Source organism: Shewanella sp. NKUCC01_JLK, assembly GCF_019345615.1.
Classification (GTDB): Bacteria; Pseudomonadota; Gammaproteobacteria; order Enterobacterales; family Shewanellaceae; genus Shewanella; species Shewanella oncorhynchi.
Genome location: NZ_JAHKRD010000028.1, coordinates 1 through 21,671, shown reverse-complemented (window position 1 = coordinate 21,671; position 21,671 = coordinate 1). Strand labels below are relative to the sequence as shown.

Below are 21,671 nucleotides of genomic sequence, written 5' to 3'. Positions count from 1 at the left end.
CTTGCGTTTCAAACCATTCAAGCGTCGGAGGCGTCGGGTCGCACGGGCTTTTGGGTAACATCATCATCGATGCGCACCCGGCCAGCACTATTCCCAAACAACTCAGCATTAGCATTCGCAGGGGCTTCTTCAATGCTCGCTCTCCTATCTTCCCGTCTGATCTGCTTTGCTTCTGCCCGATATTTCTCTAATTCCGACAAAAGCAAACTAAGAATTTGCGCTAACGCCTTTAACCAACCCATTTTTTAAATCGCTCAGGACGGTTATTAATGGCGTTCGCTGCTTGGCCTTTATTTGCCGCCAAAAGCTCCAACAACCAAACAACCCAGCCCGGCAATTTCGCCAAGGTTTCGGCAGATATCAGTTGTCTCAACTGCGCCCAAATAAACCCGATGACGGCAATTGTCACCAGCACATAAGACGCTTTTTCACCCAGCAAACCCACCAATAACGACACAATGTCGAACGTGGGTTCATCTACGACGGGCGCAACATCCAAAGGATCGGCAAAAGTAAGGCATGACACCAAGGCCAAACACATAATTAAAATGACTCGCATAAAACCTCCAATAAACAAAAAGTAAGGGCGGCAACATGCCGCCCCATGACGCAAACCGCATCAACGCCCTACTGCTTAAGTTCAGCTCGATACTGTTCAACACTGACAAGTCCCCGTTTGGGACTAAACTTTGATTAACTCAAAATGAGGCAAATCATGGAACTTCTGATCAAGCGTTCGCCCGTCGCCGTCCCAATCGCCACCCCATCTGAGACGATGCGTGATCAAACCAGCTTTTAACTTTTCTTCCGCCACACGCTTTACATAGCCCGCAAATAAAGCAAAAGCCTTGGCGTCATCCCATGACGTGTTTTTTAATTCTGCAAAATATGGACCCGCATCAACTGCCATGCTTGGGCTTGAATTGTGCTTACTGTTAGGCCATTGCACTTGTGACAATTTGTTGGCGAATGCTTTATCTTGCTCAGCCTGTCCCCGATGACCGCAAAAAATAGAACAATCTATCGACTGAATAACTTCAGAGAAAATGACGCCTAAGTCGGGATGACATGAATTAAGACGGCTTATCGATGTGGCACTAAATTTAGGCATGACCTACCCCTTTTAAAAAGTTAGCTAGCAATAACAAACAGAGGCTGAAATTAGTCATTGTCACCCTCGCTTTTGTTTTTGTTTTTCCCATTGCGGCGTTTATCGACTTCTTTAAAAATGTCTAATGCCAGGCGACCCGCAATAACGACTAGGCCACCGATGGAAACCATTGTTTGAACTGTCAATGTCGGATCCGGGATTTGCTGCGCCATTTCGGCGGCTTGCTGTGCCTTGGCCGCAACTTCATTTGAAAACACGAAAATGCCACTCCCGCCGCCATAGGCGATAAAGCGGCCTTTGAACTCGCTAGCGGCACTAATGACACATTTCATATTCAGGACCCAGAAAAGAGAAAACCCGCCAAGAAAGGCGGGTTTTGTTTAATTTGAATGGTTGTGCCGAACTACTCTCGGCGGTCGGTGTTCGCCCGCGGCTTATAGCAGGGTACTAACATGCTCTTGGTATTGCGGGGCGGCGGCTTCCCTCGATGCCAACTTAATAAGCCAAGTCGCTGACATGTCATAAGGTCAAATATTTACAAGTCGGTACAGCCTGTGCCCCTAGCTGGTTAAATGGTACGGACTTGTAAAACGCAAAAACACCACGTTGGATGAACTTTAAATTAAAGGGCCAAAGATTGCAACACTTTAAGTTGTCAAATTCCGCTTTTAGTTGTCAGGCTCTTTTTACCCTTTGTGACATGTCACGCCCACGGGCGAAAACTGTTACTTTTGCGGCCTTGGGATATGATCCCCGGTCAACGGTAATAGTGGTGAATTTGACTAATTATTAAGTTCTAAAAATGAGGTAAAAACCCGCTAGCTGATTATTACTTTTGGGACGTTAACGGGTGATTTTAACTGAAGTGGTTTTCGGTTATGCGTCAAATAGCCATTATGTTAAATGGTGGCGTTTTAGTGACATTTAAGTGTCCCGCTAGAGATCTGCCTTTCTACCTCTTTTAAAATTTGCTTTACTCTCTTTTTCTTCCCTGGCTGGTCTGCAATGCTTGGATGATTATCGCGCGCGTCTTTAACGCCAGTGCAGTAAGCTTGCCTGATTATTTCTTCTAGTTGATCTGCGGATAATGTCATTAACGATGCCTCCATTTGATTGACTCTAACTTTGTAGCCAAAAATTCGACCACCTTATCGATGCGAGATTCCTTTACTAACAAACGCCCAAGATTGACCACGGCGGCATGAAACTGTTCATGTTCTTGCTGGGGTTTGGTCATAGGTTCCATATTCTTGATTGCTGGGAAATTAAGGATTTCATTTTTTATTAAACTGACATTTTCACAGCGAACCCAACACCATTCATCTAATGGCACATCTTCTTTTTCAGGCACTAAAGCAAAAAGACGTTCAGGGAAGTTTGCGGAAATAACATAGTGTTTTTTACCGCAATAGATAACCCACATATTCGCATGATGCCCGGTGTTATCGAACTCATATAACGTCATAACGGATCCTTTATTCCCTTACCTGAACCTGTTTCGCCCATGATTGACCGCTAATCAACATGGCTGTAATGAAATACTTATTCAGACTTTTATTGATAATGATTTCTTCGTGGCCATCGACTCTTATCACATCTTTGACAGTGGTTTGCTGATCGTCACTTGTAGACTTACCAATGATTGTGATCTTGTCGCCAACCTTTAATTGACCTTCAGAGCTAACAATCCCTGACTGTTCAAAGTCACGCTGACAAGTTAAACAGGCTGTGCCATATAAAATAACCCCATGTTTACACTGCATCATTTCCCCCTATGCTGTTGCTTCATGCTCAATCATTAAATCAATGGCTATCTGAAGCTTATTTTTTAGTTCAATTGCCGCTTTTTTTGTGAACACTAGCGACTCACCATGCAATTCAATCTCAATCGGGAATTTCTTATTTTCTTCAATAAATTTAACTTCAGCAGCCATAAAAACCTCACTTAAGAATTAAGATTTTTTCTAGAATCATCAATAATCCCTAACGACTCTAACTTACCAATCCAATCAAAATTAATTTCTTCCATCTTTTTAGCCGCAAACTTCCTCAGTTCAGGATCATTAGCTCTTTCGCTTATTGAATTAAGGCAAGCCAAGGCATGTGACAATTTAAATTCAGTTTCACATATACGAATATTTAAAGGCTCAGCTTCTACATAGCCAACTGGAACGCCAACGGCAACACACCCACACTTGCCATTCTTAAAAAAACCAGACCCTTGACACTGCTTGCATAATTTAGATGGTTTAAAATCCACGATTAGAGCCTCTATTATTTTTAAAGCATAAATTCACAGCATTCATAATGAGCAATGACCCCACCTTTTTTAGTTATAAGATGTTGACATGCAATCAACCGGGTAATACTCAGAGTAAGGCGTAACAAATGAAATTAAAGGCACAGCATAATGAAAGTCTGAACCTTTGATTAACTTAGCGCCACCTATTGGTTCTTCACATCTAACCGCCGACCACATTACACGCCAGTTTGTCTTTACCTGTTCACAACACTGATAATCTTCATTATTGTTAGGATCGTCATATTCATTTTTTATTGCTTCGGCGCTATAAGCCAAAAATATTTCGCTTTCCTCGCCATACCAAAATAACTTACGGCCCTGCATAGCCACATCAAATATCATCTGTTTTATGCGCTTGTTATTGCCCTTCTTGCTCATAATGTTTAACTCCTAATTAAAGCATCAATTCACGATAGCTAAACGTGTGCCAGCATTCGCAATCACCCTTGAACAAACCATCACACCCGCCAGGTAATGACGATTTACATTTACCGCAATCACCCAAGGCGGCGATTTGTTTTTCAAGCTGTTCATTGTCACGACGGATCAAGGTTTCGATATATTCATCTAAGCCATATTCGCCACGAACGCCGCCGCGGATAACTCGGTTTCTCTCTAAGGTTTCGCGCTGGCCTTTAGTCAATGACACTTCAACAATGCCGATCCCTAAAGCCGATTGGCGTTCACGCTGAATGCGCTTTCGCTTTGCGGCTGCTTCACGCTGCGCCTGTTTTTTATCTTCAGCAGTTGTTCGGCATAACCGAACTACTGAATTTTCATCCTTTAGTTTTCCGCTTGGCATTTGCCGACCTCCGCTTAAACTGATACTTAGCGCCACACTCAACACAAACCACCCTTAAAGATCCTGAACGAGTTTGTTTAAGTTGCCCGTGGCATTTAGGGCAAGGTGACGACTTAAGCTTTTCAGTGACAGCCTGGTTAATCGCCTCGCTGTTATTCGCCCTTACTGGTCCATAACCTAAAGCCTTTGCTACTTGGCGGTATTCCTTCGCAATCCAAGCCCCGTCCGGTTCCTCATGCAAACCGTCGCCCATCATTTCGCCTAGCTTGCAAAGCTGACGATGCAAATGATCCGTACTCAATATTGGCCCCTTAGCGACCGACGCCAAAGTCACGCAAGTTGATTAACACATCTTGCTGAAGATCTTCGCCGCGCAGGTATTGCCAAAACCAGAACCAACGAGCCTCACTATCAAAGCGCCATAGCCAACGGAACGATTGGTAACGAGTAAGTGAAGTTGCACGTTTCATAAAACCGCCTTTAATCTTTATAGTGTCTAAGGCACTTACCAGTGACAGGGTCTTCGTTATCGCAACCTTCAGTGTGAAGGTAAACTCGGCCGGACTCTTTTAGCCTGGTTAACTCAGCCCGAATGCCTTGAACGTCATCACCAAACCACTGCTTAAGTTCTCGATCAGATAGATTCAAAGCGGTTTCAACTTCCATTTGAACATGAGCAGACCACCGCTTAAGTTCTCGATCAGACAGATTCAAAGCGGCTTCAACTTTTATCTGAACATGACCAGACAAAGCTTGCTTTTCGTCTTCGACCTTGAACATGTATTGGTGATTGAACTCACCGCATGTCACAAGCTGGCCAGTTTTGACGCCATGTTCAGCCAGGTAACTCGCTCGGTTATATCCCCAACGTAAATGGCGTTGAATGGCGCTAATGCCAAACTGGCCACGCGAACCTAAAGCCGCTTTCAATTCTTCAAGTGACTTGTCATAACTCTGATCTGAAAACATTTTTAACCCTTAACCTTAGTGAGAAAACAAAGCGGGGCCGACTCTGGCCATGTCATACAAAGGCACACTGCCAACGGTCGAATGTGGCGCGACTCCGGCCCGCCTCAATCGCTTTCGGACTGTCGGTCTGGACAATGCGAACATGTCGGCGATCTGCGAAATGTTTAAATAGCGTATCGACATCTAATTAACCTAAATTTCTAAAACCAACAGCCTACAAGCCGCGGATTAACTGGATTTTTCCAGCTAACTGGAAAGAGTGCTGTCGGCGCATAGGAAAGTGAATATTTTGTCAAATACCGCGGGCCTCGTACCCGTGGTAAACCCTGAAACGCTCAGGGTCCCCCGCCTTCATCTGTCGCCATCGCTCACTCAACCCTTGCAACTCATTGATTGCGCTCTGCATTCTCGGTTGCATCAAGCTGACCACCTCGCCTTCATCGTGTGCGGTTTCGCTATGATTCGGCGCATGTTTTTTTCCAGTCCCTTGCATTGTCCTTACTCCTATATGATAAATGTCTTGATTCATGGTCTAAGCCGCTTGGCTATTGGGATTGAATGAACATGATTTAACAAACGATCTCGGTAATGGATCGGTGTGAAACTCAGTGAACCCCAAGTCATCTAAATGTTTATGATATTGTTCGATAGCATCACGCTTAGGCCCACTGATTAAGGTTTGAAAATAGGCTTCATCGAGTTTACTTAATGAGTGATTTAACAATCGTTCACCGACCATATAGTCGATACTGAGATCAGCCCATATTGACCGGGCTAACTTTCTAAAGTCATGCGCACTAAAGGCACTCTCACTGAATTGTTTGATTAACTTACTGGCGGTTGATTCACAGATAGACCGCTTAGACTTTTGTCCTGGGAACAAATACAAACCCCGATATCCTATTGATTGTTGTTGCTTACGATATGCTGACAACAACCGGATAAATTGCTCTGATAGGGGTAACTCATGGGTTTGACGTGTCTTAGTGTTTTCTTTTGGAATGGTCCAGGTGCGCTTATTAAAGTCGAACTGGTCCCAACGGGCTAACCGGGTTTCACCGATACGAGTAGCAAACCCCAGCAACAGCGCAACAAACATCTGAATGCGAATAGTTTGTTCTGATAAGCTGTTCAACAACTCAGGTAACATCATTGGCTTAATGGCTCCATCACGGGCGACCACACTATCAATAATGAAATCACTGAATACCATTTCACTCATTGGATTTACTGATATGCGTTTCTGTTTCTTAGCCTGGTTAAATGCCGCTTTAAGTACCACGAATGCTAGCCGAACGGTGGCTAATGACCTGTCTTGCTGAAGTGGACAAATAAACAGATCATCAACATCAGTAGGGGTTAAGTCGTCATAACTTAGCGGGCCTAACATCGGCAACAAATGACACTTAATCACTGACTTAATGGTCGACTTACGATGTTTAGATAAGCTTTGCAACTTGCTACAGCGTTGCTCATACCAGTTCAATAAGTCGGCTACCGTCTTGAATTGTTCGGCGCTCAACAACTTATCACCGGGATTAATGGCCGCTTGGGCTGATAATTCAGGCACACAAGCCAGCGCGGCTTTAACGGTCAGTGACGGCCAAGTCCCGACCTTGCGCCAATAAGTTTGGTTATTGCGGTAAGTGACGAAGTGCCAGCTTGCTTTTGTGCGATCGCGGCTAAAGCGCAATCTAAGCGGATATTTAGGATCCTTAAGCTGGGTCACTGTCGCATCATGTTGATAGCGGCGGACAACAGCTTCAGACAAGGCCACCTCAACACTTTTGCTTTGCTTCATACTTACTCACACCTTGTTCATTAAAATTGTGGATAAATTAATCACTGCTTGTTTCTAAAAATTGCGGCGTTCTTGGCAACCACAGCCAGCCAAGACAACAACAAGAACGTCAGCCAACCCCACCACTGGACCAGTGCTAATGAAGCCAGCAAGCAAAAGAAACTCAGGCGAGATAACCAATCAACGGGCGGCTTAATGCCCTTGTGTACGGTCCTAATTTCATCAGCATGAATAAAGACAAAGTTAATAATCAAGAAAGTCCCCAAAGCTACTAAAGCCAACTTAGCAGCCACGCTCACCCAATAAAGGGCCAAGGTATCGCCCGCAACGACTAACCCTATAAGCACCGGGTTAACCCAGTGGTGAGAAATCTTAAAGCCCTTCATATCATCTCGCCCCTTTCGTTAATTCTTTAATTCGTCATTTCTTTATTTATTCAAAACGGTTCTAAGCTTCTTTCGCGTTTTGCCAATAGTCGTTCCTCAAGCTCGCGGCGCTTTGCTACCGCCACGGGATTTGGCACGGTTTTCTTGGCTGGTCGAGGCTGGCGCGGGGGATGACTGGCTAACGTGAATAGATTGCGTGGTGACATGTTTTGCCCTCGACTTAGTTAACTTTTCTGTTATATGCGACCTGACTAACCCAAGCCGCCGCTTATAGGTTCTAACGCTAATCCCCAGCGAATGCGCCTTATCAAACTGAGGTTTCTCAGGATCAAACCCAAGGCGTTTAATTGCGCCATACTCTAACCTGAACAATTCAACCGCCGCCGGGTTGACTGCATACAACGCCATCAACGCCGCTTCGATATCCGCTTCAACACAATTGAGCGCAGGGCCACCGCTACCACTGCCATAATTCATTACACCGTGGTTATCGATAAGCTTACTCAGCACACTTTGACCACTTACCGCCAGCCCGCCGCGGTGAACCCAGCGCGCCCAACTTTCACATAATTCATCTAACTGTTTTGGATACATGGCCCGTCCGCCTTATTAATTGAAGTTCTAAGCGGTAATGCGGGCAGAATAGAATCAACAATCACGATTAGCCCAGTCATTGAACTGCTGGATCAGCGCCAGATATAAGTCACCGGCTTTTTTACAAGTATTCAGTTCGCGGCGGCTCGATACCCCGCAATATTCCCTCACCGCAACCGCCGCCAAATCAGCGTTGGTCACTTCACGGTTAGCGATCAAGCTTAAAAACGCCCTAAAGCGTTCAGATTGACAAAGAATCGCCGCGCCTTTGGTTAGGTTCATATCAACCCACCTTTTTACGTGAGCGGATCAGGCATTCTGATAGCACCTCTGCGGGAGTTAATACGGCTTCGGGCTTAGGCAACGACCAAGAACGGGCAGCAACATGAAGATCAGACAACAACATAGGCACAGAACAAAACACCTTGGCCAAGGGGCCGCGAACGTGGCAGAAAAACGCGCCTAATTGCCGCAATGCCGCAACTTCATCAGGATCTGTCACCCCGACAACAACTGTCACCCGGTCATCACATGTTTTGCGAGAAAAGATAAACTGATAACGCTCGATGCGGCTTTGTGGGGCCGCTAATGCCGCCGCTGAAAACTGACCCACTCGCCCAGGGCGCGCTGCGCAAAAGTCCTTAAAAACGTCTTCTTGGTGGCTAGTTGTGCCACCCATTAACACAATAATCGTCATGCTATTTCCTTCGACGCCACATAAGCGGCGCGCCAGTCTTCTATTGATACCTGATTCAGACTTTCTTTTTTGATTAGCTCTTGTTGGCGAGGTCGCGGGAACCTTTCCAAGTGATACCAAGACCAAACGGTCGCCTGTGCGACCCCTAACCCTCTGGCGGCTTTACTTATCCCGCCTAAGCTGTCTATCCACTCTTTAATTGTCACGGCTTGGATTATTCCTTCTTTACGTGGTCATTCAAGCCACATTAAGTGGTAATACTAGCCACATTAAGTGGTAAATGCAACGATCTAAAAGTGCTATTTAATACTTAATGTGGTATTTTAAAAAGTAATGTATATTTAGGTTTTAATTGGCATTTCCCAAGGTAGGGCTTTGCTACTGCTAAACGAGGCGAGCGTATGGATGACCATGACGAAAAATACAGACTCTTAATCGGGGCGAGAATTAAGGGCCTTCGTCAAGCTAAAGGCTGGACAGCCGAAGAAGCGGGGAAACGGGCAGGTGTCAGCCGTTCGCGCTGGTTGAATTGGGAATGTGGGGCCCGCGCGCCAAGAATTTACATGTTTCCCAATTTAGCTAATGTGCTAGGGACCTCGGCATCTTATCTAGTCGGATTTACCGACAGCCCAGGCGAACAACCCGATAATTGGGGCTATATCACTGCAAATACCCCAAAAATTGAAACCATGAAAGGTTTAAATGAAAGTAAGCAGCTAGTCAGTGATTCAATTGCATTTAGGGCAAGCGACTTAGAAGCCAAAGGCATTGAAGGTCACAAAATAGTATTGCTACGCGTGCCAGATAACAGCATGGTCCCTGATTTATCTAAAGGGGATGACGTATTAATCGACCTCACCGAAACTGACGTAAAAGAGCCGGACATTTACGCAATAAGGGAACAGGACGGTAATATCTGGCTCCGCTGGATAAGAAAAGACATCGGTGGCACATATACGTTATATGCGAACGATAAAACCCACTCTAACGATCAGCAATTAACTGAAGATCAGTTCAATGCGTTAGACGTGTTAGGCCGTTATGTATGGTCGGGCCGCTGGCGTAAATAAGATTTACTAAAAAGCATGGCATAGCTGTGTTTTTTTACGCCCAAAATGACCACTTAAAGTGACTAAATACACATAAAGTTGCAACAAAAACAACTTAAAGAGTAAATAAGGGAAACTATGGCAAGTCATCAGCAAAACTCAAAAACCAAAGAAGAATATCGGGATCAAACCTCAACCGTGCCTTGGTTGTTTGCGGCGCTCGATGACGAGTTCGACTTTGCAATCGATTTGGCCGCGACAAGCATGTCGGCTAAGTGTGCTGTGTACTTCACGCCCGAAACTGACTCATTAAAACAAGATTGGCTTGCTAGCGTTCCGCCGCTATCCAGTGCGACAGGCTGGCTTAACCCACCTTATTCAAAAATATTGCCCTGGATAGAAAAGGCCCAACAAGAACAAGAAAAGGGCTTTACCACCTGTTTTTTGGTTTTCGCTGACTCAAGTTCGGAGTGGTGGCCACAGGGTCGCCCCTGCATCATTCGAGAAATAACGGGTTACTACTACGACCACGAATACAAGACAGGCAAGCGCAAAGGCACAACGGGCAAACGCTGGGCCAGTGGCCGACTTGAATTTGTGAATGCCGAAACAGGCGAAACCATGAAAGACCCACTTAACAAACCCTGCTGTTTAATCATTTTCCCTGGTTTATATCGTGGGCCGACATTACGGGAATCGACCACCAAATTATCACTAATGGAACGCGGTCACGCTCGCCTAGCCAAACTTAATAACGAATTAACGAAATAACTGGATCACGCAATGGAAAACATACAACTCGCCCAAGTCATGCTAAACAATGACGCCGCTAACAGCTTAGAAGCCTTTATCGCCTTATTTAACAAAATGGTTAAAGAGTCAGACCTTATGGCTGAAACGATTAATCTCCTAAACAGTGAAATGACCAGGTTAAAAGAACAGGCATCAACCGCCACCCTATTAAAAAATCAGGTTGACGGTTATAAACGCAAAATTGAAGCCGATGCCGACCAGATAAACCAGCTAGAAACCAGAATGTCAGAAATGAACACGGTTTTACTTCAGGCCGAAAAAAACGCCCATAAGCAAATGGGGCTTGTTCGTGAACTTGAAATGTCACGGGCAAAAAGCACAGAGTTACAACGTCAACTCACCGAACTTAAAGGACCGGATAGCCCCGCAAGGTTAAAAGAGCAACTGAAACGAGTGAAGACAAAATCGGAAGAAAAAAGCCTTAAAATTACACGCCTAGAAAATGAAGCGAACACATTCAAAAAACAATTAGCAGACGCAAATCAGCGAGACATTCGCGCCGCCGATAAAATCAAGCGCCTCATGGCAGAGAAAAACAACATCGATTTAACGGGCATTTTCCATCATGGCCAACACCACCTGATCATGTGGCCACAGCTTAATGAAGTGCAAGGCCAAGACGGCAATACCTATAAATGTCGCTCACTGCTTTACATGCACCAATCAGGCACAGGCAAGTTAATCACCTTTGATAAAGACAATATGACGTCGGTGATCTGCAAAGCCCCAAGCGGCGGCGTTCGCATACCCGATGAAGTAAAGCTCTTTGCTGAAGACTGGCTATTCAATGTGAACGTCACCCAAAACGGGATCGTCACACCCTCTGATATGAAAATGACTGATTTAAACAGCTAAGGAATTGAACTCATGAAAAATCAACTAATCGACTTAAACAATCATTTATTTGCTCAGATTGAGCGCCTTAGTGATGAATCGATAACAGGTGAAAAACTCAAAGAAGAAATTGAACGATCCAAGGCTGTTTCAGGCATATCAAGCCAAATTGTAAGTAACGCGGCGTTAGCTCTTAAAGCCGCCGAATTTAAAGCCGAATATGGCAATCGAGGCGGGTCGCTGATAGGAGTAGACAAAAATGCCTAAAGGAAAATGTATTCACTACACGCCAGAAATGCTGGTATTTATCAAAGCGCATTATGCGGAAAAAACCGACCCTGATTTAACTGTCGCTTTTAATCAAGCCTTTGATACTGATTTTTCTATAGATGCAATAAAGGGAGTGAGAAAAAGAAACAAATGGTTCTCAGGAAGAACAGGACAATTTAAGCCGGGGAATATACCGCACCCGAACGCAAGGCCAAAGGGCCCAAACAAAACCAGCTTTAAAAAAGGTGAAAAGCCGTTTAATTGGCGACCCGTTGGCAGTGAGCGAATTAATGTAGACGGATATATTGAGATAAAAACCCATGAGCCTAATGTGTGGGAATTTAAACACATAGTGGAATGGATAAAGCACTTTGGGCCAATTGATCCAGGGGACGTAATAAGGTTTATTGACGGCGATAAATTGAATATATCCCCATCAAATATGGAAAAAATAACCCGCGCTGAGCATTTGGCATTTAATAGGGAAAAGGTTAGCGAGTATGCACCAGAGTTACAGCCAAGCATGAAACTTATCTGTCGCCTAAAAGTAAAAACCCATCAGCGACTAAACCAGCATAGAGGGTAATATGAAGCCAATATCAAACACTGAACTAGCCAAGGCTGCGGCCAGCATCTTGATTAACTTGGACGATATGGAACACATCAGCGTCACAGACAAGATAGCGATACTCAAATCCGCTGCCAACATATTAGAAAATCAACTCATGGCTGAATGTTTAGCCCACTCACTAAGAAACGCCCTCACCCCTCGCTAACCTCAAGTTAAAGCGTTAATTATACATTTCGTTAATTAACGCTTTACTATCTCCGCCTAATGCTCTAAATTTATCGTTAACGAAATAACGAATTAACGCTAATAGGTGGAGCCAATGGGAATAAAAATCAGCGTTGTAACACAAAAGGGTGGCCCAGGAAAAAGCACCATAGCCAGAGCGATAGCGACATGTTACGCGCGTTCAGGTTGGGATGTAAAAATCGCAGATTTAGACATAGATCAATCGACTAGCTTTAACTGGTTAAAACGACGTCTACAGAATCAAATAGAACCGGTTATAGCAGTAGAAACCTTTGGTACTGCTGCCTCAGCCATAAAACAAGCGGATAACTATGACCTATTTATATTCGACGGAGAACCCAAAGCAAGCCGCGCAAGCAAGCAAATAAGCTTAGTGTCCGATTTGGTTATCATACCTACAGGATTAGCCACCGACGACCTACAGCCAGCCGTAGCGCTGGCACACAATTTAGTGGCTGAAGGTGTAAAACAAGACGCAATTTGCTTTGTGTTCAACCGTGCGACAGGCAGCGAATCCGAATATCAAGAAGCGGTAGCCTACCTGAATAAAACCCCTTACTTTGTCATCGATGGACGTATCGAAGATAAACCGAGTTATCGTCGGGCGATGGACATGGGTTATTCAGTAGTGGAAACCGTTTATAAACAGCCGCGCGAAAAAGCCGACGCTGTCATTCAAAACATCATCAACAGACTAGAAACGCTGATCGAGGAATAATCATGGCCGGACCATCTAAGAAACCAACTAAAGGCAGTGGCAAGGGCGAACCACCACAGCAAGACACACACAACGGCGTTGTGGGTAACAACATACACAAAGCGGCGGCGGGTGAATTGGTTCCGTTAAACTTTAAAATTGACGCTGAACTGAAAAAGGAATTTAAGACCTTTGCAACGGCTCACGATCTGTCAATGGTCGACTTACTGAAAAACGCATTTGAATTTTACAAAGAGAATAAAGGCGGGTAACTGCTTTTAAGTTCAAGCGGCTGACTCTCTGACCTTTCAGCCGCTTGAGTAATCACAACCAACCAATGGGAATTGATAGTTATGTCACAAGCGCAATATACAGCAATACAAAAAGCACGTCTAATTGATCTGCCAACCCTTCCGGCCGCGCTAGTCGCTCAATGGCTGAAGACCAAGCCTGAATGGTTACAAACCCTGTTACGTAAATCATTAGATATCACGGGGGCCTAATGCACGGGTTTACCATGCCTAAATGCTGCAATAGCTGTGAACATTACAGCCACAAAGGGTATGACACAGATCCGCTATCTCCCTTTAAAGATCAATGGGGAAAACCAACAAGTTCTAAGACTGCATGGGGGCATTGCACCAAGCACCAGGCAAACGTCTTTGTCACTGAATTATGTGATCAGTTTGCAAAGCTTGAAGGGATAGAGGTAACGAACGTCGACAACAGGCCCAAGCCAAAAGAAACCCGGCAAGAAAGCCTGTTTTGATTGAAGCCCCGCAAGGGGCTTTTTAATGACATAAATCCAGCGCAATAAAAAACCACCTCATAGGTGGCTTTTGGGAGTGGTAAACGACAGATACTATCGCGCTAACATGTCCCGCTTAACATCATCAACCAGATCAGTGACCACAGATAACGCAAGACGCTGATCCTCGTTCAAATCCTCTGAATCGCTCACAGTAACAACAATGGCCTTGGCTTGGTTTAGTCGTCTATCCATGCGGTCGATATGGTCCATATCACGGCGGGATGTTAGTGTCACAGATAACGCCTTAAACAGCTTAACGAAACTTGGGCCGTCTTTGCTATCATCATTTTCCCAACTTAATAATGTATCAACACTTATATTTAAGCGTTGGCAAAAATCCTCTGCTGTCAGCCCTGATAGCTGGCGTAACTCTTTAACAATCTGAGATAGTACCATTTTATTATTCCTTCATAAAAACAGAAGATTGTGATTGAAAACCTATCTTAAAAAGTAAGAATATTTCATAAACAAATAACGTAACTTTGATAGGGGTATAAAGATAATAAGCATATAAAATATGCTCTGAGATCACGGCCCTGGCTCCATACTCAAGGGACGTAATGACATTGACTAAACAACTAGCGGCATAAAGCAAAATTATTTTAAATTCATCAACATGACGCTGATAAACAATGCTTACTTTGTAATCTCCTTTTACATCTGGCACCAAGAATCCAGCCAGCTTTATGTAAGCAAAAACCACTAATCGAAAGACTTGTAATCGAAACGCGATAAGCAATAAAACGACGATATCAAAAAAACCACTTACAATAAAAAACATATAACTTTTTATGTGAGAGTTATTTAATAAGAAGTCGTTTAAAAACAAAACGTCAAATAGGTGAACAAGCAAGATAACAGAAACCAACAGAAGAATATTATTATTGCTCTTATTCAACAAAGCGGCGAACGCCAAAGCTAAACAAAAAAAGTTATTTAACAGCCGTTGGTCTATGCTGGTAAATATAGAGTCAATATATATTAATACGTCCATTGCATCCCTGCTATCAAGCTATCCATACCTAAATCTAACGACTACATTTCATTTTGCGATGGAGGGGGCTTAGTGCCGCCGCCGATCGCCTTAAGTTGCACATCTTGCTCTTGCTCAAGCACCTGAGCGAACTCGACAGACTGTTCTTTTGGAGGCGGTTTAGTGCCTCCACCAATAGCCTGAGTTGTCGGAACTGTGTCAGTCACTTTCATAGATAAATACTCCCACTTGGTTAACATAAAAAAGCCAAGCCAGTATATTACATCAAGCCATAAAATCACACCTAAAGTGTTATTGACCACGGAAAGTTTTATTAGATAAAAATTCCTATGCAAATGATGCAATTATGTAACAACAAGTCAAAATGTTGGCGCACAGTGTACGCCTAAATGACACGCAGTTAAACCAAAAACATATCAAAATGATAGTAGAGCCTGATTAATCGTTAATTATACATTTCGTTAATTCTTTACTTGTCAGGATTCGCCCAGGCGTTTAACTGAACGCATTCCGCGACTATCACATCGGTTTCTTTGTTGCTGAATGCCAGGTGATCATTAATACAGTTTTGCAACGTCATCGATGCAGCCTTAAACTTATCGCCCTCGACTAATGACGGATCGTTAAGCCAGCCTTTGCGCTCAAGCGATACCAGCCAATAAGCGGCGGTCCCTAACTGCTGTTCATTGGTGGCCGTTGACCACTTAGCGCGATCCAAGCCGTTAATGCTCCCTAACATCATCCATTCAGGCATTTTTGAACAGGCGCTTAACGCTATGGCCAACACACCCACCGCTAAAACTTTATGAGTCATCATCAAAACATTCCTTGGTTTTTGTTACCTTTCGGCAAGCTGATAGTGATTGTAAAAACACTGGCCACAGCGTTCAAAGTGGATCCACTTCTTCGTGTGCGCACATTGCCCTTCCCAATACAAATTTAACGCATTAGCGGCGCACTGTGGACAGGTTAACCCCTCTTTTATGAGTTCGTATTTTGCCAATGATGACGAGACAAAAACCTGAGCATTATCAGGTAAACCAAATTTAGTCGGGTCCGATTTTATCTGCTCAAACAACTCTTGTAGGGCTACTTCGCCGCGTTCGTCAACGCGGAAACGATTTCGCACATATTCAGGCCCAGGTGATAGTTTGTCATATAGTGCAAATTCTCCCGAGAGATTGAGCAAATGAAACGTCGAGCTTTCTGTTTTTGCAATGATTGAATATCGCATCACTCCCCCTATTTAACCCAAATCATACCTAGGCCCGCGCGTTCACAGAGCAAGCACCAAGCCGCGAATTTGATTTCTTGGGCGTCGCTAGTCCACTTACGGATTGTTCGACTACTGACATCGAGCAAGGCCCCGGCTGAACTACCTGTAAGCCCTGCCATTTTTAAGACGATTCGGACATCTTCGCCGCACGGCCTAACCCAAGCGCCCGACTCGGCCGACAACAATGTCGATGGATTTAATCCTTGTTCAAATGCGGCAACTTGTTTTTGTTGCGTGTCTAATGATGGTAACGGGATCATGGTTTTCCTTTTGACTCAATATAAGCGGGGCGAACCCCGCTTTCATTATTGTTTAAACTGGATATTGCCAACATCGGCTAGGGTAATGTGTTGCAGTGAAAGGGTCCCTTTCGCTAGTGCCTTAAAATAACCTGAACTATTCAGGTGTACAAAAACATAAAACAACCATGTATCTAAGATGATGTCTCGTCGTTCAACCGTAACCCCTATATGTTCAGGGTTAAATTGCCTTGTTGGTTTGCCTAGTGATTCTATCGAACCTCGGCGAGTAACCCAAAAGTCGGCGGTAGCATTTCCAGTTTTAAAAGAGCATAAGCTTTTCAGCTTCATCGGGTTAACACCCCCCGGTTTTTGGCCTTGGCAATATGCCCGGCCTTGATTCAAATAATAGGACCTTTCGTCCTAATTATCAAGCGTTAATTCGTTATTTCGTTAATTGATTGCCTTTATATCTGCCCGCTTGCCTGTGACATGTCACGGAATTGACTGACTAAATGATTTAAGCCTCTATTTCGCTCTGGCAAGGTGTTAAGCATTTTCTGTTACCACGCTATCAATTCTTTCCGAAAGCAGTGGAATTACGCTGTCAAGGCTGCGCAGCACCGCGAAGCGGCTTGGCCTTTACTGCGTAATGAAACGAATAGCCTAGGCTCAGGGGGTTGGCTTTAGGACGAAGTCCGTGCCAAGCTCCTGACGCCTCGCGGGCGAGAGGTTCCCCCGGAGGGGGCGGAGGGGGAGATCTTAGGCCCCTGGCGTAAGCCAGGAAATGGCCGCATCATTATATCTTTCTAAGCGTAGCGATAGATAAATTAGATCGCCTTTAGGGCGTCTAATTATCCTTCTTTTTAAAGAAGTGGTTAGTTCAGCGTTTAATTTCGAGATTAAAAATATATAGGCGAGATCATGCGCCAATATTTGGCTACAAACAGACGTATAAATGTGAGTTTCGCGGGATAGCAATGTAAAAACGTCACGCTGTACGGCCTGAAATTAGCTATGGCCAACGTGAAAAGGCCAGCACTAGGCTAGCTTATAAACATTGTTTTAGGGCTATGTGTAGCCGCGCAGGACCTCGTTAAGCAAGGTTAAATACTCGTCGCCTTGGGCTTGCGGGTGATTGTCTTTAATAACTTTCTTAGCTTGGAATATCCAAACAGATGGCAACTGGTTACACAGCTTGAAGTATTCTCTTTCAGCGTCAGAACGCTGCGGCTGTTTGGCCTTGTCTTTAATCGCTTGTTTCAGGCGGCGGTGTGAGTCCATCACTTGTTCTGTGTGCTTATTTGCCCCGGTGAACTCGCGGCGCAATCTGGCCAACAGGTTTTTAAGACTTGGACGATCGAGGCCCGCAATTCTATCGCTGGCAGTTTGTCTTATTACCTCGGCCTCACGTTGTTTCTTCGCGTTCGCTAGTAAACCTTTCTTTTGCATCCAGGCGCGCGACCTTGCGATCAGCGCCTTGGTGTCTTTCATGGTTAAGCCAAACGACTTGAACCACTCCGGGCGAAAGAAAATCCGCATAGCTTTATGTTGTTTTGCTTTGGCGTCAAACTCATGCACAAGCAAGATCAAGTTGCTGGCTGCATAATCTTCGAGGGCGGCAAGCACTGGATCATAAGCAACGCGTCCGTGCCTGTATTGGCCGTTATTACCATCGTAACCCGGTTGATAATGGTGGATTTGGCCTATCATTTCGGCCAGTTCAGGCACAGAGGCTTTAACTTCAAATAAGTAAGGGGCATCAGGATCATAGTCTGCGCGGTAAATCATAGCTCTAGCTAAAGCGTTGAAAGTTTCTTCTCTTTCACTACGTATTGCCGCTCGGCGAGGGGGGATGACTTTTACACGATCGGGGCCGCTTGGATTCTTCTTGCGGATCAATGTTGCACCCGCTGACCGCAACTTGGCCATATAACGGTTTTTTGACCACGAATGCACCTTAAGAATAGCGTCAAGGCGCTTGGCAATCGGATGATTAACCATTTCTAGGTTAAATTCTGGCGTGTATCGTCTGTGCGGCTTAACGCTAAATGCCGTTAAATCCGCATCAATAGCTTGGCTACTCATGCAGCCACCCTAAAAAAATGCTCATCATTTTTGCTTCTTTATCTTTTTAATTGCAAAAAAGAATCCGTCAGCATAAAATGAAAGCTGATCTTGTCGAATTGATCGCTAGCGGTTTTATGCCTACAAAGAGAGCTGGTCTGCCAACCGGCTTTTTTTGTGTCTGAATTCCAGTAAGTTATTTATTTATCAGTCTATTTTATCACCAAGTCAAAGTCCGCATTCTGCGGTAGAAATAAAATGTACCACAATTAGTGGTCATTCTGCCATAAAAATCTAATCATACTAAATAAAATAAGATCTCAACAGCGCATCTTATAGGATCGGGCGTCCTTGTTTAAAGATCTTTTTCACGTTTAGGCAAATACGCTCAAGCACTTAACAACTGAATAATGATGATCGCGCAGACGGGCGCAAGATAAGTAGGGCGAACCAATGCCGCCCAGCTTTGAAGGGGAACTGTGAAGGGCTAATCTTTTGGGGTAATGCCGCGACCACTGGTTGAAGACACCCCCGAACCCTCGATCGAGTGCTCAATAGTTTCTATTAACCAGGTCTTATTTGCGGCGCTATTGTGATTAGCAAACGTGATTTTTGTTTCCGGGGCCAGTGACGCGGTTAACGGCCGGGTAAAGTCAATCGATGCTTGGCCACGTTGAAAACCGTCCAGCTTGGCTTTTGCGGCGCGTTGGGCTTCATCTTTGTTAGGATAGTTGCGGCGGATCTTGTATTGCGGTTCACCACTGCCCGCCATTTCTTGCACTTCAACTTGATTGACTTCATCAAACCAATTAACCACTACAGACTGATAATCGCTGCGCTTTTGTATCGTGACACGCCCGGACGTGTTTTCGGGGTCATCGATGACAAATACAGGCAATTCTTTACCCGACACGCTTTTGCCCTCGCCCTTGGCCACGATCACCAACTTGTTAGCGACAGGTTTAAAAAATCCCCCGGCTTCTCTGGCAAGTCGTGATAATAGGTTCATATCAGATTCAGACTTTTGATCTAAATGCTCATAGGTGATCCCCGCCAACTCTGGCGACACCTTTACATCATAACCATGTGCCGCGGCGATTTTGGCGGCTAAATCCCCCAGGGTAATGTTATCAAAGGTTTCATCTTTAGGGGCCTTTAAGCTGCCTTTCATCTTTACGGCTTTGGCGTGAATGCTAAACACCTGATCATCAAGCGGGACCTCTAATTCATCGACTTCAAAAACCCCCTTATAGACTAACGAATCAGTGTCGCCGATCCACACTTCCAATTCTGCGCCCGTTTCCGGCAACCTAACAATACCATCACGGTTATCTAACTCAATGGCCACAGTGTCAGAGTCAGACCCCGCCGCATCACTGACAGTGAGCTTAAGCAAGCGTGACGCTAACGCCTTGGTGATATCATTGCCATTCGCGGTGACTTTATAACGTGCTTCTTTCATTCGTTAATTCGTCCTTTCTTTGCTTTAATTGTTAGGCTAGTCCCACAACGACACCTTGCTATTATCTACCGCGGCGGCCAACTCTGGCATAAAAACCAAAATGTTAGCGGGTAAGATAGGGCCTAGTTTTGCCAAACCAGGATTAGCAGCCAATACCTGTTCTGTGGCTCCTGGTCTGCCTTGGTAATATTGGTGACAAATACTGTCGAGCATTTCGCCGCTTTTTGTGCGGTAATGCTCGCCGATAGGGTTATTCTTCATCTTCGCCCCACTCAGCAATCATTAGGGTCCCTTTCATTTCAAGCGGGATCCCATTAGTTAAAAAATACTGCTCGGAAATGTCTAGCTTCTCGATGACCCACAGCCCAAGATCCGCGCCGCCGCTTGGGGTTCCTCCCACTAATCGCTGTGGCTTTCCCTTATCACCGATCGCTTTCAATTTACTTAACAGCAATAAATCCGCTTTGTTTTGTGGATAAATCATAATGTCGAGGTTTTTAGATGACGCATCCGGGCCATGAAATTGCCGTGCTGGCTTTTTCCCGACGCGGTCTTTTTTCTGCCAGCGCCAAGCGTGTGACGTTGATAAAGTTTGATACTGGGCCGTATCAATTGAAAATTGAAAATCACCTAATGCCAGCATGACCTCATTGTTTGACCTATCAGGCATAACACCCCCAAAAATAAAGCCCGGACAGTGCCGGGCAATAATAAGTTAATCATGGTTAAGGTTAGACGTCGGTTTGACGTCCACGGCCACGGCGCGCGTTTTGTCGGTCCCGTTCGTCAAGCTTGCGCTGAACTTCGCGGGCGATTTCTTGCGAATCCATCCCAGGGCCCGCGGTAATCGCAAAGTGTGTTTGGCTTTGGTCAACATACGACGGGGCCGCTGACTGCTGCTTAAACCCAGTTTGTAACACAACAGGGCGTTGCATAGGATCGCGCATCATCGGCGGGGCATCCCCCATCATACCTGGCGAATAACCCCCATCGATGGCGGGCTGTTCAGGGGCCAATGGGCTAACCATTGGAGGCGGCGCGGCTTGGCGAACCGTTTTAATCACCTCAGCCTGTGGGCTATCACCAGTGAACCAGTTCCACACCTCACCAATTGCCGACATAATGTCATTAACTGGGCCCATAACCGCCGACACTAACCAGTCAATAAAACCACTGGCCATTGACTTAATGTTTTCCCACAGTCCCGAAAAGAAACCTAACAAGGGATCCCAAGCTTGAACAATCAAGCCTAATGGTGTCCATGATAAAAGTGTTCTAATCGCATCAAGCGGGGCATTAAACACCGCTGTTATTCCATTCCACAAACCACTGAAGAATGACGTTAACGGCCCCCATGCCTGGAACAACAACCCAAGGGGCGACCAAGACAGGATCGTCTTGAATAGCGCCCATGCGCCACTGAACACCGCCCCGACACCGTCAAAAACGCCGCTGAAGAACGACGTTAACGGCCCCCATGCCTGGAACAGAAACCCAAGGGGGGACCAAGACAGGATCGTCTTGAATAACTCCCACGAACCACTGAACACCGACCCGACACCGTCAAACACGCCACTGAAGAACGACGTTAACGGCCCCCAGGCGCGAAACAGTAACCCAATGGGCGACCAAGACAGGATCGTCTTGAATAGCTCCCATGCGCCACTAAACGCCGACTTA

40 protein-coding genes are annotated in these 21,671 nt (G+C 45.2%); 8 read left to right on the top strand and 32 right to left on the bottom strand.

Features of this window, described 5'->3' with window-relative positions; all coding sequences use genetic code 11:
* Positions 1-17: 17 nt before the first annotated feature.
* From KO537_RS22490 to KO537_RS22395, 20 genes are all read right to left on the bottom strand, one after another.
* Positions 18-242: a hypothetical protein gene (locus KO537_RS22490; RefSeq protein ID WP_173248852.1), complete on the bottom strand. Its 225-nt coding sequence runs from the start codon at positions 240-242 to the stop codon at positions 18-20.
* Positions 230-559 carry a hypothetical protein gene (locus KO537_RS22485; RefSeq protein ID WP_173248850.1) on the bottom strand — a complete coding sequence of 110 codons (330 nt, stop codon included), beginning with the start codon at positions 557-559 and terminating at the stop codon, positions 230-232. Before KO537_RS22485 ends, KO537_RS22490 begins: the two co-directional genes overlap by 13 nt.
* A gap of 123 nt (positions 560-682) precedes the next feature.
* Positions 683-1,111 (bottom strand): M15 family peptidase, encoded by a 429-nt coding sequence (locus KO537_RS22480; RefSeq protein WP_173248848.1) that lies wholly within the window; start codon positions 1,109-1,111, stop codon positions 683-685.
* A gap of 50 nt (positions 1,112-1,161) precedes the next feature.
* Complete coding sequence (locus KO537_RS22475) at positions 1,162-1,443, bottom strand: hypothetical protein (protein WP_173248846.1); 282 nt, start codon at positions 1,441-1,443, stop codon at positions 1,162-1,164.
* A 582-nt stretch (positions 1,444-2,025) separates the two neighbouring features.
* Positions 2,026-2,205, bottom strand: a complete 180-nt coding sequence (locus tag KO537_RS22470) for a hypothetical protein (protein WP_219235901.1) — start codon at positions 2,203-2,205, stop codon at positions 2,026-2,028.
* Positions 2,205-2,576 (bottom strand): hypothetical protein, encoded by a 372-nt coding sequence (locus tag KO537_RS22465; RefSeq protein ID WP_173248842.1) that lies wholly within the window; start codon positions 2,574-2,576, stop codon positions 2,205-2,207. The genes KO537_RS22470 and KO537_RS22465 overlap by 1 nt, the downstream gene beginning before the upstream one ends.
* Positions 2,577-2,586: 10 nt before the next feature.
* A complete protein-coding gene (locus KO537_RS22460; protein ID WP_173248840.1) occupies positions 2,587-2,877 on the bottom strand; it encodes a hypothetical protein in 291 nt (96 codons plus the stop codon).
* Between the two features lie 6 nt (positions 2,878-2,883).
* On the bottom strand, positions 2,884-3,045 hold the full coding sequence (locus KO537_RS22455) for a hypothetical protein (RefSeq protein WP_173248838.1): 162 nt from the start codon (positions 3,043-3,045) through the stop codon (positions 2,884-2,886).
* Positions 3,046-3,056: 11 nt separating this feature from the next.
* Positions 3,057-3,371, bottom strand: a complete 315-nt coding sequence (locus KO537_RS22450) for a hypothetical protein (RefSeq protein WP_219235899.1) — start codon at positions 3,369-3,371, stop codon at positions 3,057-3,059.
* 69 nt (positions 3,372-3,440) lie between these two features.
* Complete coding sequence (locus KO537_RS22445; RefSeq protein ID WP_173248834.1) at positions 3,441-3,791, bottom strand: hypothetical protein; 351 nt, start codon at positions 3,789-3,791, stop codon at positions 3,441-3,443.
* Between the two features lie 16 nt (positions 3,792-3,807).
* Positions 3,808-4,215 carry a hypothetical protein gene (locus KO537_RS22440; protein ID WP_219235897.1) on the bottom strand — a complete coding sequence of 136 codons (408 nt, stop codon included), beginning with the start codon at positions 4,213-4,215 and terminating at the stop codon, positions 3,808-3,810.
* A 311-nt stretch (positions 4,216-4,526) separates the two neighbouring features.
* The gene (locus KO537_RS22435) at positions 4,527-4,685 is read right to left on the bottom strand and encodes a hypothetical protein (protein WP_219235895.1); all 159 of its coding nucleotides are present in this window, start codon (positions 4,683-4,685) and stop codon (positions 4,527-4,529) included.
* 10 nt (positions 4,686-4,695) lie between these two features.
* On the bottom strand, positions 4,696-5,184 hold the full coding sequence (locus KO537_RS22430; protein WP_219235893.1) for a hypothetical protein: 489 nt from the start codon (positions 5,182-5,184) through the stop codon (positions 4,696-4,698).
* A 292-nt stretch (positions 5,185-5,476) separates the two neighbouring features.
* A complete protein-coding gene (locus KO537_RS22425) occupies positions 5,477-5,677 on the bottom strand; it encodes a hypothetical protein (RefSeq protein ID WP_219235892.1) in 201 nt (66 codons plus the stop codon).
* A 39-nt stretch (positions 5,678-5,716) separates the two neighbouring features.
* Positions 5,717-6,985, bottom strand: coding sequence for a tyrosine-type recombinase/integrase (locus KO537_RS22420; protein WP_219235890.1), 1,269 nt, complete (start codon positions 6,983-6,985; stop codon positions 5,717-5,719).
* Positions 6,986-7,026: 41 nt separating this feature from the next.
* On the bottom strand, positions 7,027-7,371 hold the full coding sequence (locus KO537_RS22415) for a hypothetical protein (protein WP_219235889.1): 345 nt from the start codon (positions 7,369-7,371) through the stop codon (positions 7,027-7,029).
* 96 nt (positions 7,372-7,467) lie between these two features.
* The gene (locus KO537_RS22410; RefSeq protein WP_219235887.1) at positions 7,468-7,965 is read right to left on the bottom strand and encodes a hypothetical protein; all 498 of its coding nucleotides are present in this window, start codon (positions 7,963-7,965) and stop codon (positions 7,468-7,470) included.
* A gap of 54 nt (positions 7,966-8,019) precedes the next feature.
* Positions 8,020-8,247: a hypothetical protein gene (locus tag KO537_RS22405; protein WP_219235884.1), complete on the bottom strand. Its 228-nt coding sequence runs from the start codon at positions 8,245-8,247 to the stop codon at positions 8,020-8,022.
* Position 8,248: 1 nt separating this feature from the next.
* The gene (locus tag KO537_RS22400) at positions 8,249-8,662 is read right to left on the bottom strand and encodes a hypothetical protein (protein WP_219235882.1); all 414 of its coding nucleotides are present in this window, start codon (positions 8,660-8,662) and stop codon (positions 8,249-8,251) included.
* Positions 8,659-8,868, bottom strand: coding sequence for a helix-turn-helix domain-containing protein (locus KO537_RS22395; protein ID WP_219235880.1), 210 nt, complete (start codon positions 8,866-8,868; stop codon positions 8,659-8,661). Before KO537_RS22395 ends, KO537_RS22400 begins: the two co-directional genes overlap by 4 nt.
* Positions 8,869-9,063: 195 nt before the next feature.
* On the opposite strand from KO537_RS22395, the gene KO537_RS22390 reads away from it, so the two are divergent.
* From KO537_RS22390 to KO537_RS22355, 8 genes are all read left to right on the top strand, one after another.
* Positions 9,064-9,732 (top strand): LexA family transcriptional regulator, encoded by a 669-nt coding sequence (locus KO537_RS22390; protein ID WP_173248817.1) that lies wholly within the window; start codon positions 9,064-9,066, stop codon positions 9,730-9,732.
* Positions 9,733-9,849: 117 nt separating this feature from the next.
* A complete protein-coding gene (locus tag KO537_RS22385; RefSeq protein WP_219235878.1) occupies positions 9,850-10,482 on the top strand; it encodes a phage N-6-adenine-methyltransferase in 633 nt (210 codons plus the stop codon).
* A 12-nt stretch (positions 10,483-10,494) separates the two neighbouring features.
* Positions 10,495-11,379, top strand: a complete 885-nt coding sequence (locus KO537_RS22380; RefSeq protein WP_219235876.1) for a hypothetical protein — start codon at positions 10,495-10,497, stop codon at positions 11,377-11,379.
* A gap of 12 nt (positions 11,380-11,391) precedes the next feature.
* Positions 11,392-11,625 carry a hypothetical protein gene (locus tag KO537_RS22375; RefSeq protein ID WP_219235874.1) on the top strand — a complete coding sequence of 78 codons (234 nt, stop codon included), beginning with the start codon at positions 11,392-11,394 and terminating at the stop codon, positions 11,623-11,625.
* Positions 11,618-12,214, top strand: coding sequence for an HNH endonuclease signature motif containing protein (locus KO537_RS22370; protein ID WP_219235872.1), 597 nt, complete (start codon positions 11,618-11,620; stop codon positions 12,212-12,214). Before KO537_RS22375 ends, KO537_RS22370 begins: the two co-directional genes overlap by 8 nt.
* A 1-nt stretch (position 12,215) precedes the next feature.
* Positions 12,216-12,404, top strand: coding sequence for a hypothetical protein (locus KO537_RS22365; RefSeq protein ID WP_219235870.1), 189 nt, complete (start codon positions 12,216-12,218; stop codon positions 12,402-12,404).
* A gap of 114 nt (positions 12,405-12,518) precedes the next feature.
* On the top strand, positions 12,519-13,163 hold the full coding sequence (locus KO537_RS22360; protein ID WP_219235868.1) for a ParA family protein: 645 nt from the start codon (positions 12,519-12,521) through the stop codon (positions 13,161-13,163).
* A gap of 2 nt (positions 13,164-13,165) precedes the next feature.
* Complete coding sequence (locus tag KO537_RS22355) at positions 13,166-13,414, top strand: hypothetical protein (protein WP_219235865.1); 249 nt, start codon at positions 13,166-13,168, stop codon at positions 13,412-13,414.
* Positions 13,415-14,004: 590 nt separating this feature from the next.
* Here KO537_RS22355 and KO537_RS22350 read toward each other — a convergent pair.
* From KO537_RS22350 to KO537_RS22295, 12 genes are all read right to left on the bottom strand, one after another.
* Positions 14,005-14,349 carry a helix-turn-helix domain-containing protein gene (locus KO537_RS22350; RefSeq protein ID WP_219235863.1) on the bottom strand — a complete coding sequence of 115 codons (345 nt, stop codon included), beginning with the start codon at positions 14,347-14,349 and terminating at the stop codon, positions 14,005-14,007.
* 4 nt (positions 14,350-14,353) lie between these two features.
* Complete coding sequence (locus KO537_RS22345) at positions 14,354-14,947, bottom strand: hypothetical protein (protein WP_219235861.1); 594 nt, start codon at positions 14,945-14,947, stop codon at positions 14,354-14,356.
* A 41-nt stretch (positions 14,948-14,988) separates the two neighbouring features.
* On the bottom strand, positions 14,989-15,186 hold the full coding sequence (locus KO537_RS22340; protein ID WP_219235859.1) for a hypothetical protein: 198 nt from the start codon (positions 15,184-15,186) through the stop codon (positions 14,989-14,991).
* A 230-nt stretch (positions 15,187-15,416) separates the two neighbouring features.
* Positions 15,417-15,764 (bottom strand): hypothetical protein, encoded by a 348-nt coding sequence (locus KO537_RS22335; RefSeq protein ID WP_219235857.1) that lies wholly within the window; start codon positions 15,762-15,764, stop codon positions 15,417-15,419.
* A 21-nt stretch (positions 15,765-15,785) separates the two neighbouring features.
* Positions 15,786-16,181 carry a hypothetical protein gene (locus KO537_RS22330; RefSeq protein WP_173248791.1) on the bottom strand — a complete coding sequence of 132 codons (396 nt, stop codon included), beginning with the start codon at positions 16,179-16,181 and terminating at the stop codon, positions 15,786-15,788.
* An 8-nt stretch (positions 16,182-16,189) separates the two neighbouring features.
* The gene (locus KO537_RS22325; protein WP_251071187.1) at positions 16,190-16,483 is read right to left on the bottom strand and encodes a korC; all 294 of its coding nucleotides are present in this window, start codon (positions 16,481-16,483) and stop codon (positions 16,190-16,192) included.
* A gap of 45 nt (positions 16,484-16,528) precedes the next feature.
* The gene (locus KO537_RS22320; protein ID WP_219235855.1) at positions 16,529-16,813 is read right to left on the bottom strand and encodes a hypothetical protein; all 285 of its coding nucleotides are present in this window, start codon (positions 16,811-16,813) and stop codon (positions 16,529-16,531) included.
* 720 nt (positions 16,814-17,533) lie between these two features.
* Positions 17,534-18,550 (bottom strand): hypothetical protein, encoded by a 1,017-nt coding sequence (locus KO537_RS22315; RefSeq protein WP_219235852.1) that lies wholly within the window; start codon positions 18,548-18,550, stop codon positions 17,534-17,536.
* Positions 18,551-19,016: 466 nt separating this feature from the next.
* Positions 19,017-19,991 (bottom strand): contractile injection system protein, VgrG/Pvc8 family, encoded by a 975-nt coding sequence (locus KO537_RS22310; protein WP_219235851.1) that lies wholly within the window; start codon positions 19,989-19,991, stop codon positions 19,017-19,019.
* A 36-nt stretch (positions 19,992-20,027) separates the two neighbouring features.
* Positions 20,028-20,252: a tail protein X gene (locus tag KO537_RS22305; protein WP_219235849.1), complete on the bottom strand. Its 225-nt coding sequence runs from the start codon at positions 20,250-20,252 to the stop codon at positions 20,028-20,030.
* Positions 20,242-20,634: a phage tail protein gene (locus tag KO537_RS22300; protein WP_173248781.1), complete on the bottom strand. Its 393-nt coding sequence runs from the start codon at positions 20,632-20,634 to the stop codon at positions 20,242-20,244. Before KO537_RS22300 ends, KO537_RS22305 begins: the two co-directional genes overlap by 11 nt.
* An 88-nt stretch (positions 20,635-20,722) precedes the next feature.
* Positions 20,723-21,671: hypothetical protein (locus KO537_RS22295; RefSeq protein WP_219235847.1), on the bottom strand; the 949-nt coding region annotated here is incomplete at its 5' end.

Bases quoted from the DNA above. Each gene is read 5' to 3' on its own strand.
- KO537_RS22490 (WP_173248852.1), bottom strand. From the start codon at position 242: ATGGGTTGGTTAAAGGCGTTAGCGCAAATTCTTAGTTTGCTTTTGTCG.
- KO537_RS22485 (WP_173248850.1), bottom strand. From the start codon at position 559: ATGCGAGTCATTTTAATTATGTGTTTGGCCTTGGTGTCATGCCTTACT.
- KO537_RS22480 (WP_173248848.1), bottom strand. From the start codon at position 1,111: ATGCCTAAATTTAGTGCCACATCGATAAGCCGTCTTAATTCATGTCAT.
- KO537_RS22475 (WP_173248846.1), bottom strand. From the start codon at position 1,443: ATGAAATGTGTCATTAGTGCCGCTAGCGAGTTCAAAGGCCGCTTTATC.
- KO537_RS22470 (WP_219235901.1), bottom strand. From the start codon at position 2,205: ATGACATTATCCGCAGATCAACTAGAAGAAATAATCAGGCAAGCTTAC.
- KO537_RS22465 (WP_173248842.1), bottom strand. From the start codon at position 2,576: ATGACGTTATATGAGTTCGATAACACCGGGCATCATGCGAATATGTGG.
- KO537_RS22460 (WP_173248840.1), bottom strand. From the start codon at position 2,877: ATGATGCAGTGTAAACATGGGGTTATTTTATATGGCACAGCCTGTTTA.
- KO537_RS22455 (WP_173248838.1), bottom strand. From the start codon at position 3,045: ATGGCTGCTGAAGTTAAATTTATTGAAGAAAATAAGAAATTCCCGATT.
- KO537_RS22445 (WP_173248834.1), bottom strand. From the start codon at position 3,791: ATGAGCAAGAAGGGCAATAACAAGCGCATAAAACAGATGATATTTGAT.
- KO537_RS22440 (WP_219235897.1), bottom strand. From the start codon at position 4,215: ATGCCAAGCGGAAAACTAAAGGATGAAAATTCAGTAGTTCGGTTATGC.
- KO537_RS22435 (WP_219235895.1), bottom strand. From the start codon at position 4,685: ATGAAACGTGCAACTTCACTTACTCGTTACCAATCGTTCCGTTGGCTA.
- KO537_RS22430 (WP_219235893.1), bottom strand. From the start codon at position 5,184: ATGTTTTCAGATCAGAGTTATGACAAGTCACTTGAAGAATTGAAAGCG.
- KO537_RS22425 (WP_219235892.1), bottom strand. From the start codon at position 5,677: ATGCAAGGGACTGGAAAAAAACATGCGCCGAATCATAGCGAAACCGCA.
- KO537_RS22420 (WP_219235890.1), bottom strand. From the start codon at position 6,985: ATGAAGCAAAGCAAAAGTGTTGAGGTGGCCTTGTCTGAAGCTGTTGTC.
- KO537_RS22415 (WP_219235889.1), bottom strand. From the start codon at position 7,371: ATGAAGGGCTTTAAGATTTCTCACCACTGGGTTAACCCGGTGCTTATA.
- KO537_RS22410 (WP_219235887.1), bottom strand. From the start codon at position 7,965: ATGTATCCAAAACAGTTAGATGAATTATGTGAAAGTTGGGCGCGCTGG.
- KO537_RS22405 (WP_219235884.1), bottom strand. From the start codon at position 8,247: ATGAACCTAACCAAAGGCGCGGCGATTCTTTGTCAATCTGAACGCTTT.
- KO537_RS22400 (WP_219235882.1), bottom strand. From the start codon at position 8,662: ATGACGATTATTGTGTTAATGGGTGGCACAACTAGCCACCAAGAAGAC.
- KO537_RS22390 (WP_173248817.1), top strand. From the start codon at position 9,064: ATGGATGACCATGACGAAAAATACAGACTCTTAATCGGGGCGAGAATT.
- KO537_RS22385 (WP_219235878.1), top strand. From the start codon at position 9,850: ATGGCAAGTCATCAGCAAAACTCAAAAACCAAAGAAGAATATCGGGAT.
- KO537_RS22380 (WP_219235876.1), top strand. From the start codon at position 10,495: ATGGAAAACATACAACTCGCCCAAGTCATGCTAAACAATGACGCCGCT.
- KO537_RS22375 (WP_219235874.1), top strand. From the start codon at position 11,392: ATGAAAAATCAACTAATCGACTTAAACAATCATTTATTTGCTCAGATT.
- KO537_RS22370 (WP_219235872.1), top strand. From the start codon at position 11,618: ATGCCTAAAGGAAAATGTATTCACTACACGCCAGAAATGCTGGTATTT.
- KO537_RS22365 (WP_219235870.1), top strand. From the start codon at position 12,216: ATGAAGCCAATATCAAACACTGAACTAGCCAAGGCTGCGGCCAGCATC.
- KO537_RS22360 (WP_219235868.1), top strand. From the start codon at position 12,519: ATGGGAATAAAAATCAGCGTTGTAACACAAAAGGGTGGCCCAGGAAAA.
- KO537_RS22355 (WP_219235865.1), top strand. From the start codon at position 13,166: ATGGCCGGACCATCTAAGAAACCAACTAAAGGCAGTGGCAAGGGCGAA.
- KO537_RS22350 (WP_219235863.1), bottom strand. From the start codon at position 14,349: ATGGTACTATCTCAGATTGTTAAAGAGTTACGCCAGCTATCAGGGCTG.
- KO537_RS22345 (WP_219235861.1), bottom strand. From the start codon at position 14,947: ATGGACGTATTAATATATATTGACTCTATATTTACCAGCATAGACCAA.
- KO537_RS22340 (WP_219235859.1), bottom strand. From the start codon at position 15,186: ATGTTAACCAAGTGGGAGTATTTATCTATGAAAGTGACTGACACAGTT.
- KO537_RS22335 (WP_219235857.1), bottom strand. From the start codon at position 15,764: ATGATGACTCATAAAGTTTTAGCGGTGGGTGTGTTGGCCATAGCGTTA.
- KO537_RS22330 (WP_173248791.1), bottom strand. From the start codon at position 16,181: ATGCGATATTCAATCATTGCAAAAACAGAAAGCTCGACGTTTCATTTG.
- KO537_RS22325 (WP_251071187.1), bottom strand. From the start codon at position 16,483: ATGATCCCGTTACCATCATTAGACACGCAACAAAAACAAGTTGCCGCA.
- KO537_RS22320 (WP_219235855.1), bottom strand. From the start codon at position 16,813: ATGAAGCTGAAAAGCTTATGCTCTTTTAAAACTGGAAATGCTACCGCC.
- KO537_RS22315 (WP_219235852.1), bottom strand. From the start codon at position 18,550: ATGAGTAGCCAAGCTATTGATGCGGATTTAACGGCATTTAGCGTTAAG.
- KO537_RS22310 (WP_219235851.1), bottom strand. From the start codon at position 19,991: ATGAAAGAAGCACGTTATAAAGTCACCGCGAATGGCAATGATATCACC.
- KO537_RS22305 (WP_219235849.1), bottom strand. From the start codon at position 20,252: ATGAAGAATAACCCTATCGGCGAGCATTACCGCACAAAAAGCGGCGAA.
- KO537_RS22300 (WP_173248781.1), bottom strand. From the start codon at position 20,634: ATGCTGGCATTAGGTGATTTTCAATTTTCAATTGATACGGCCCAGTAT.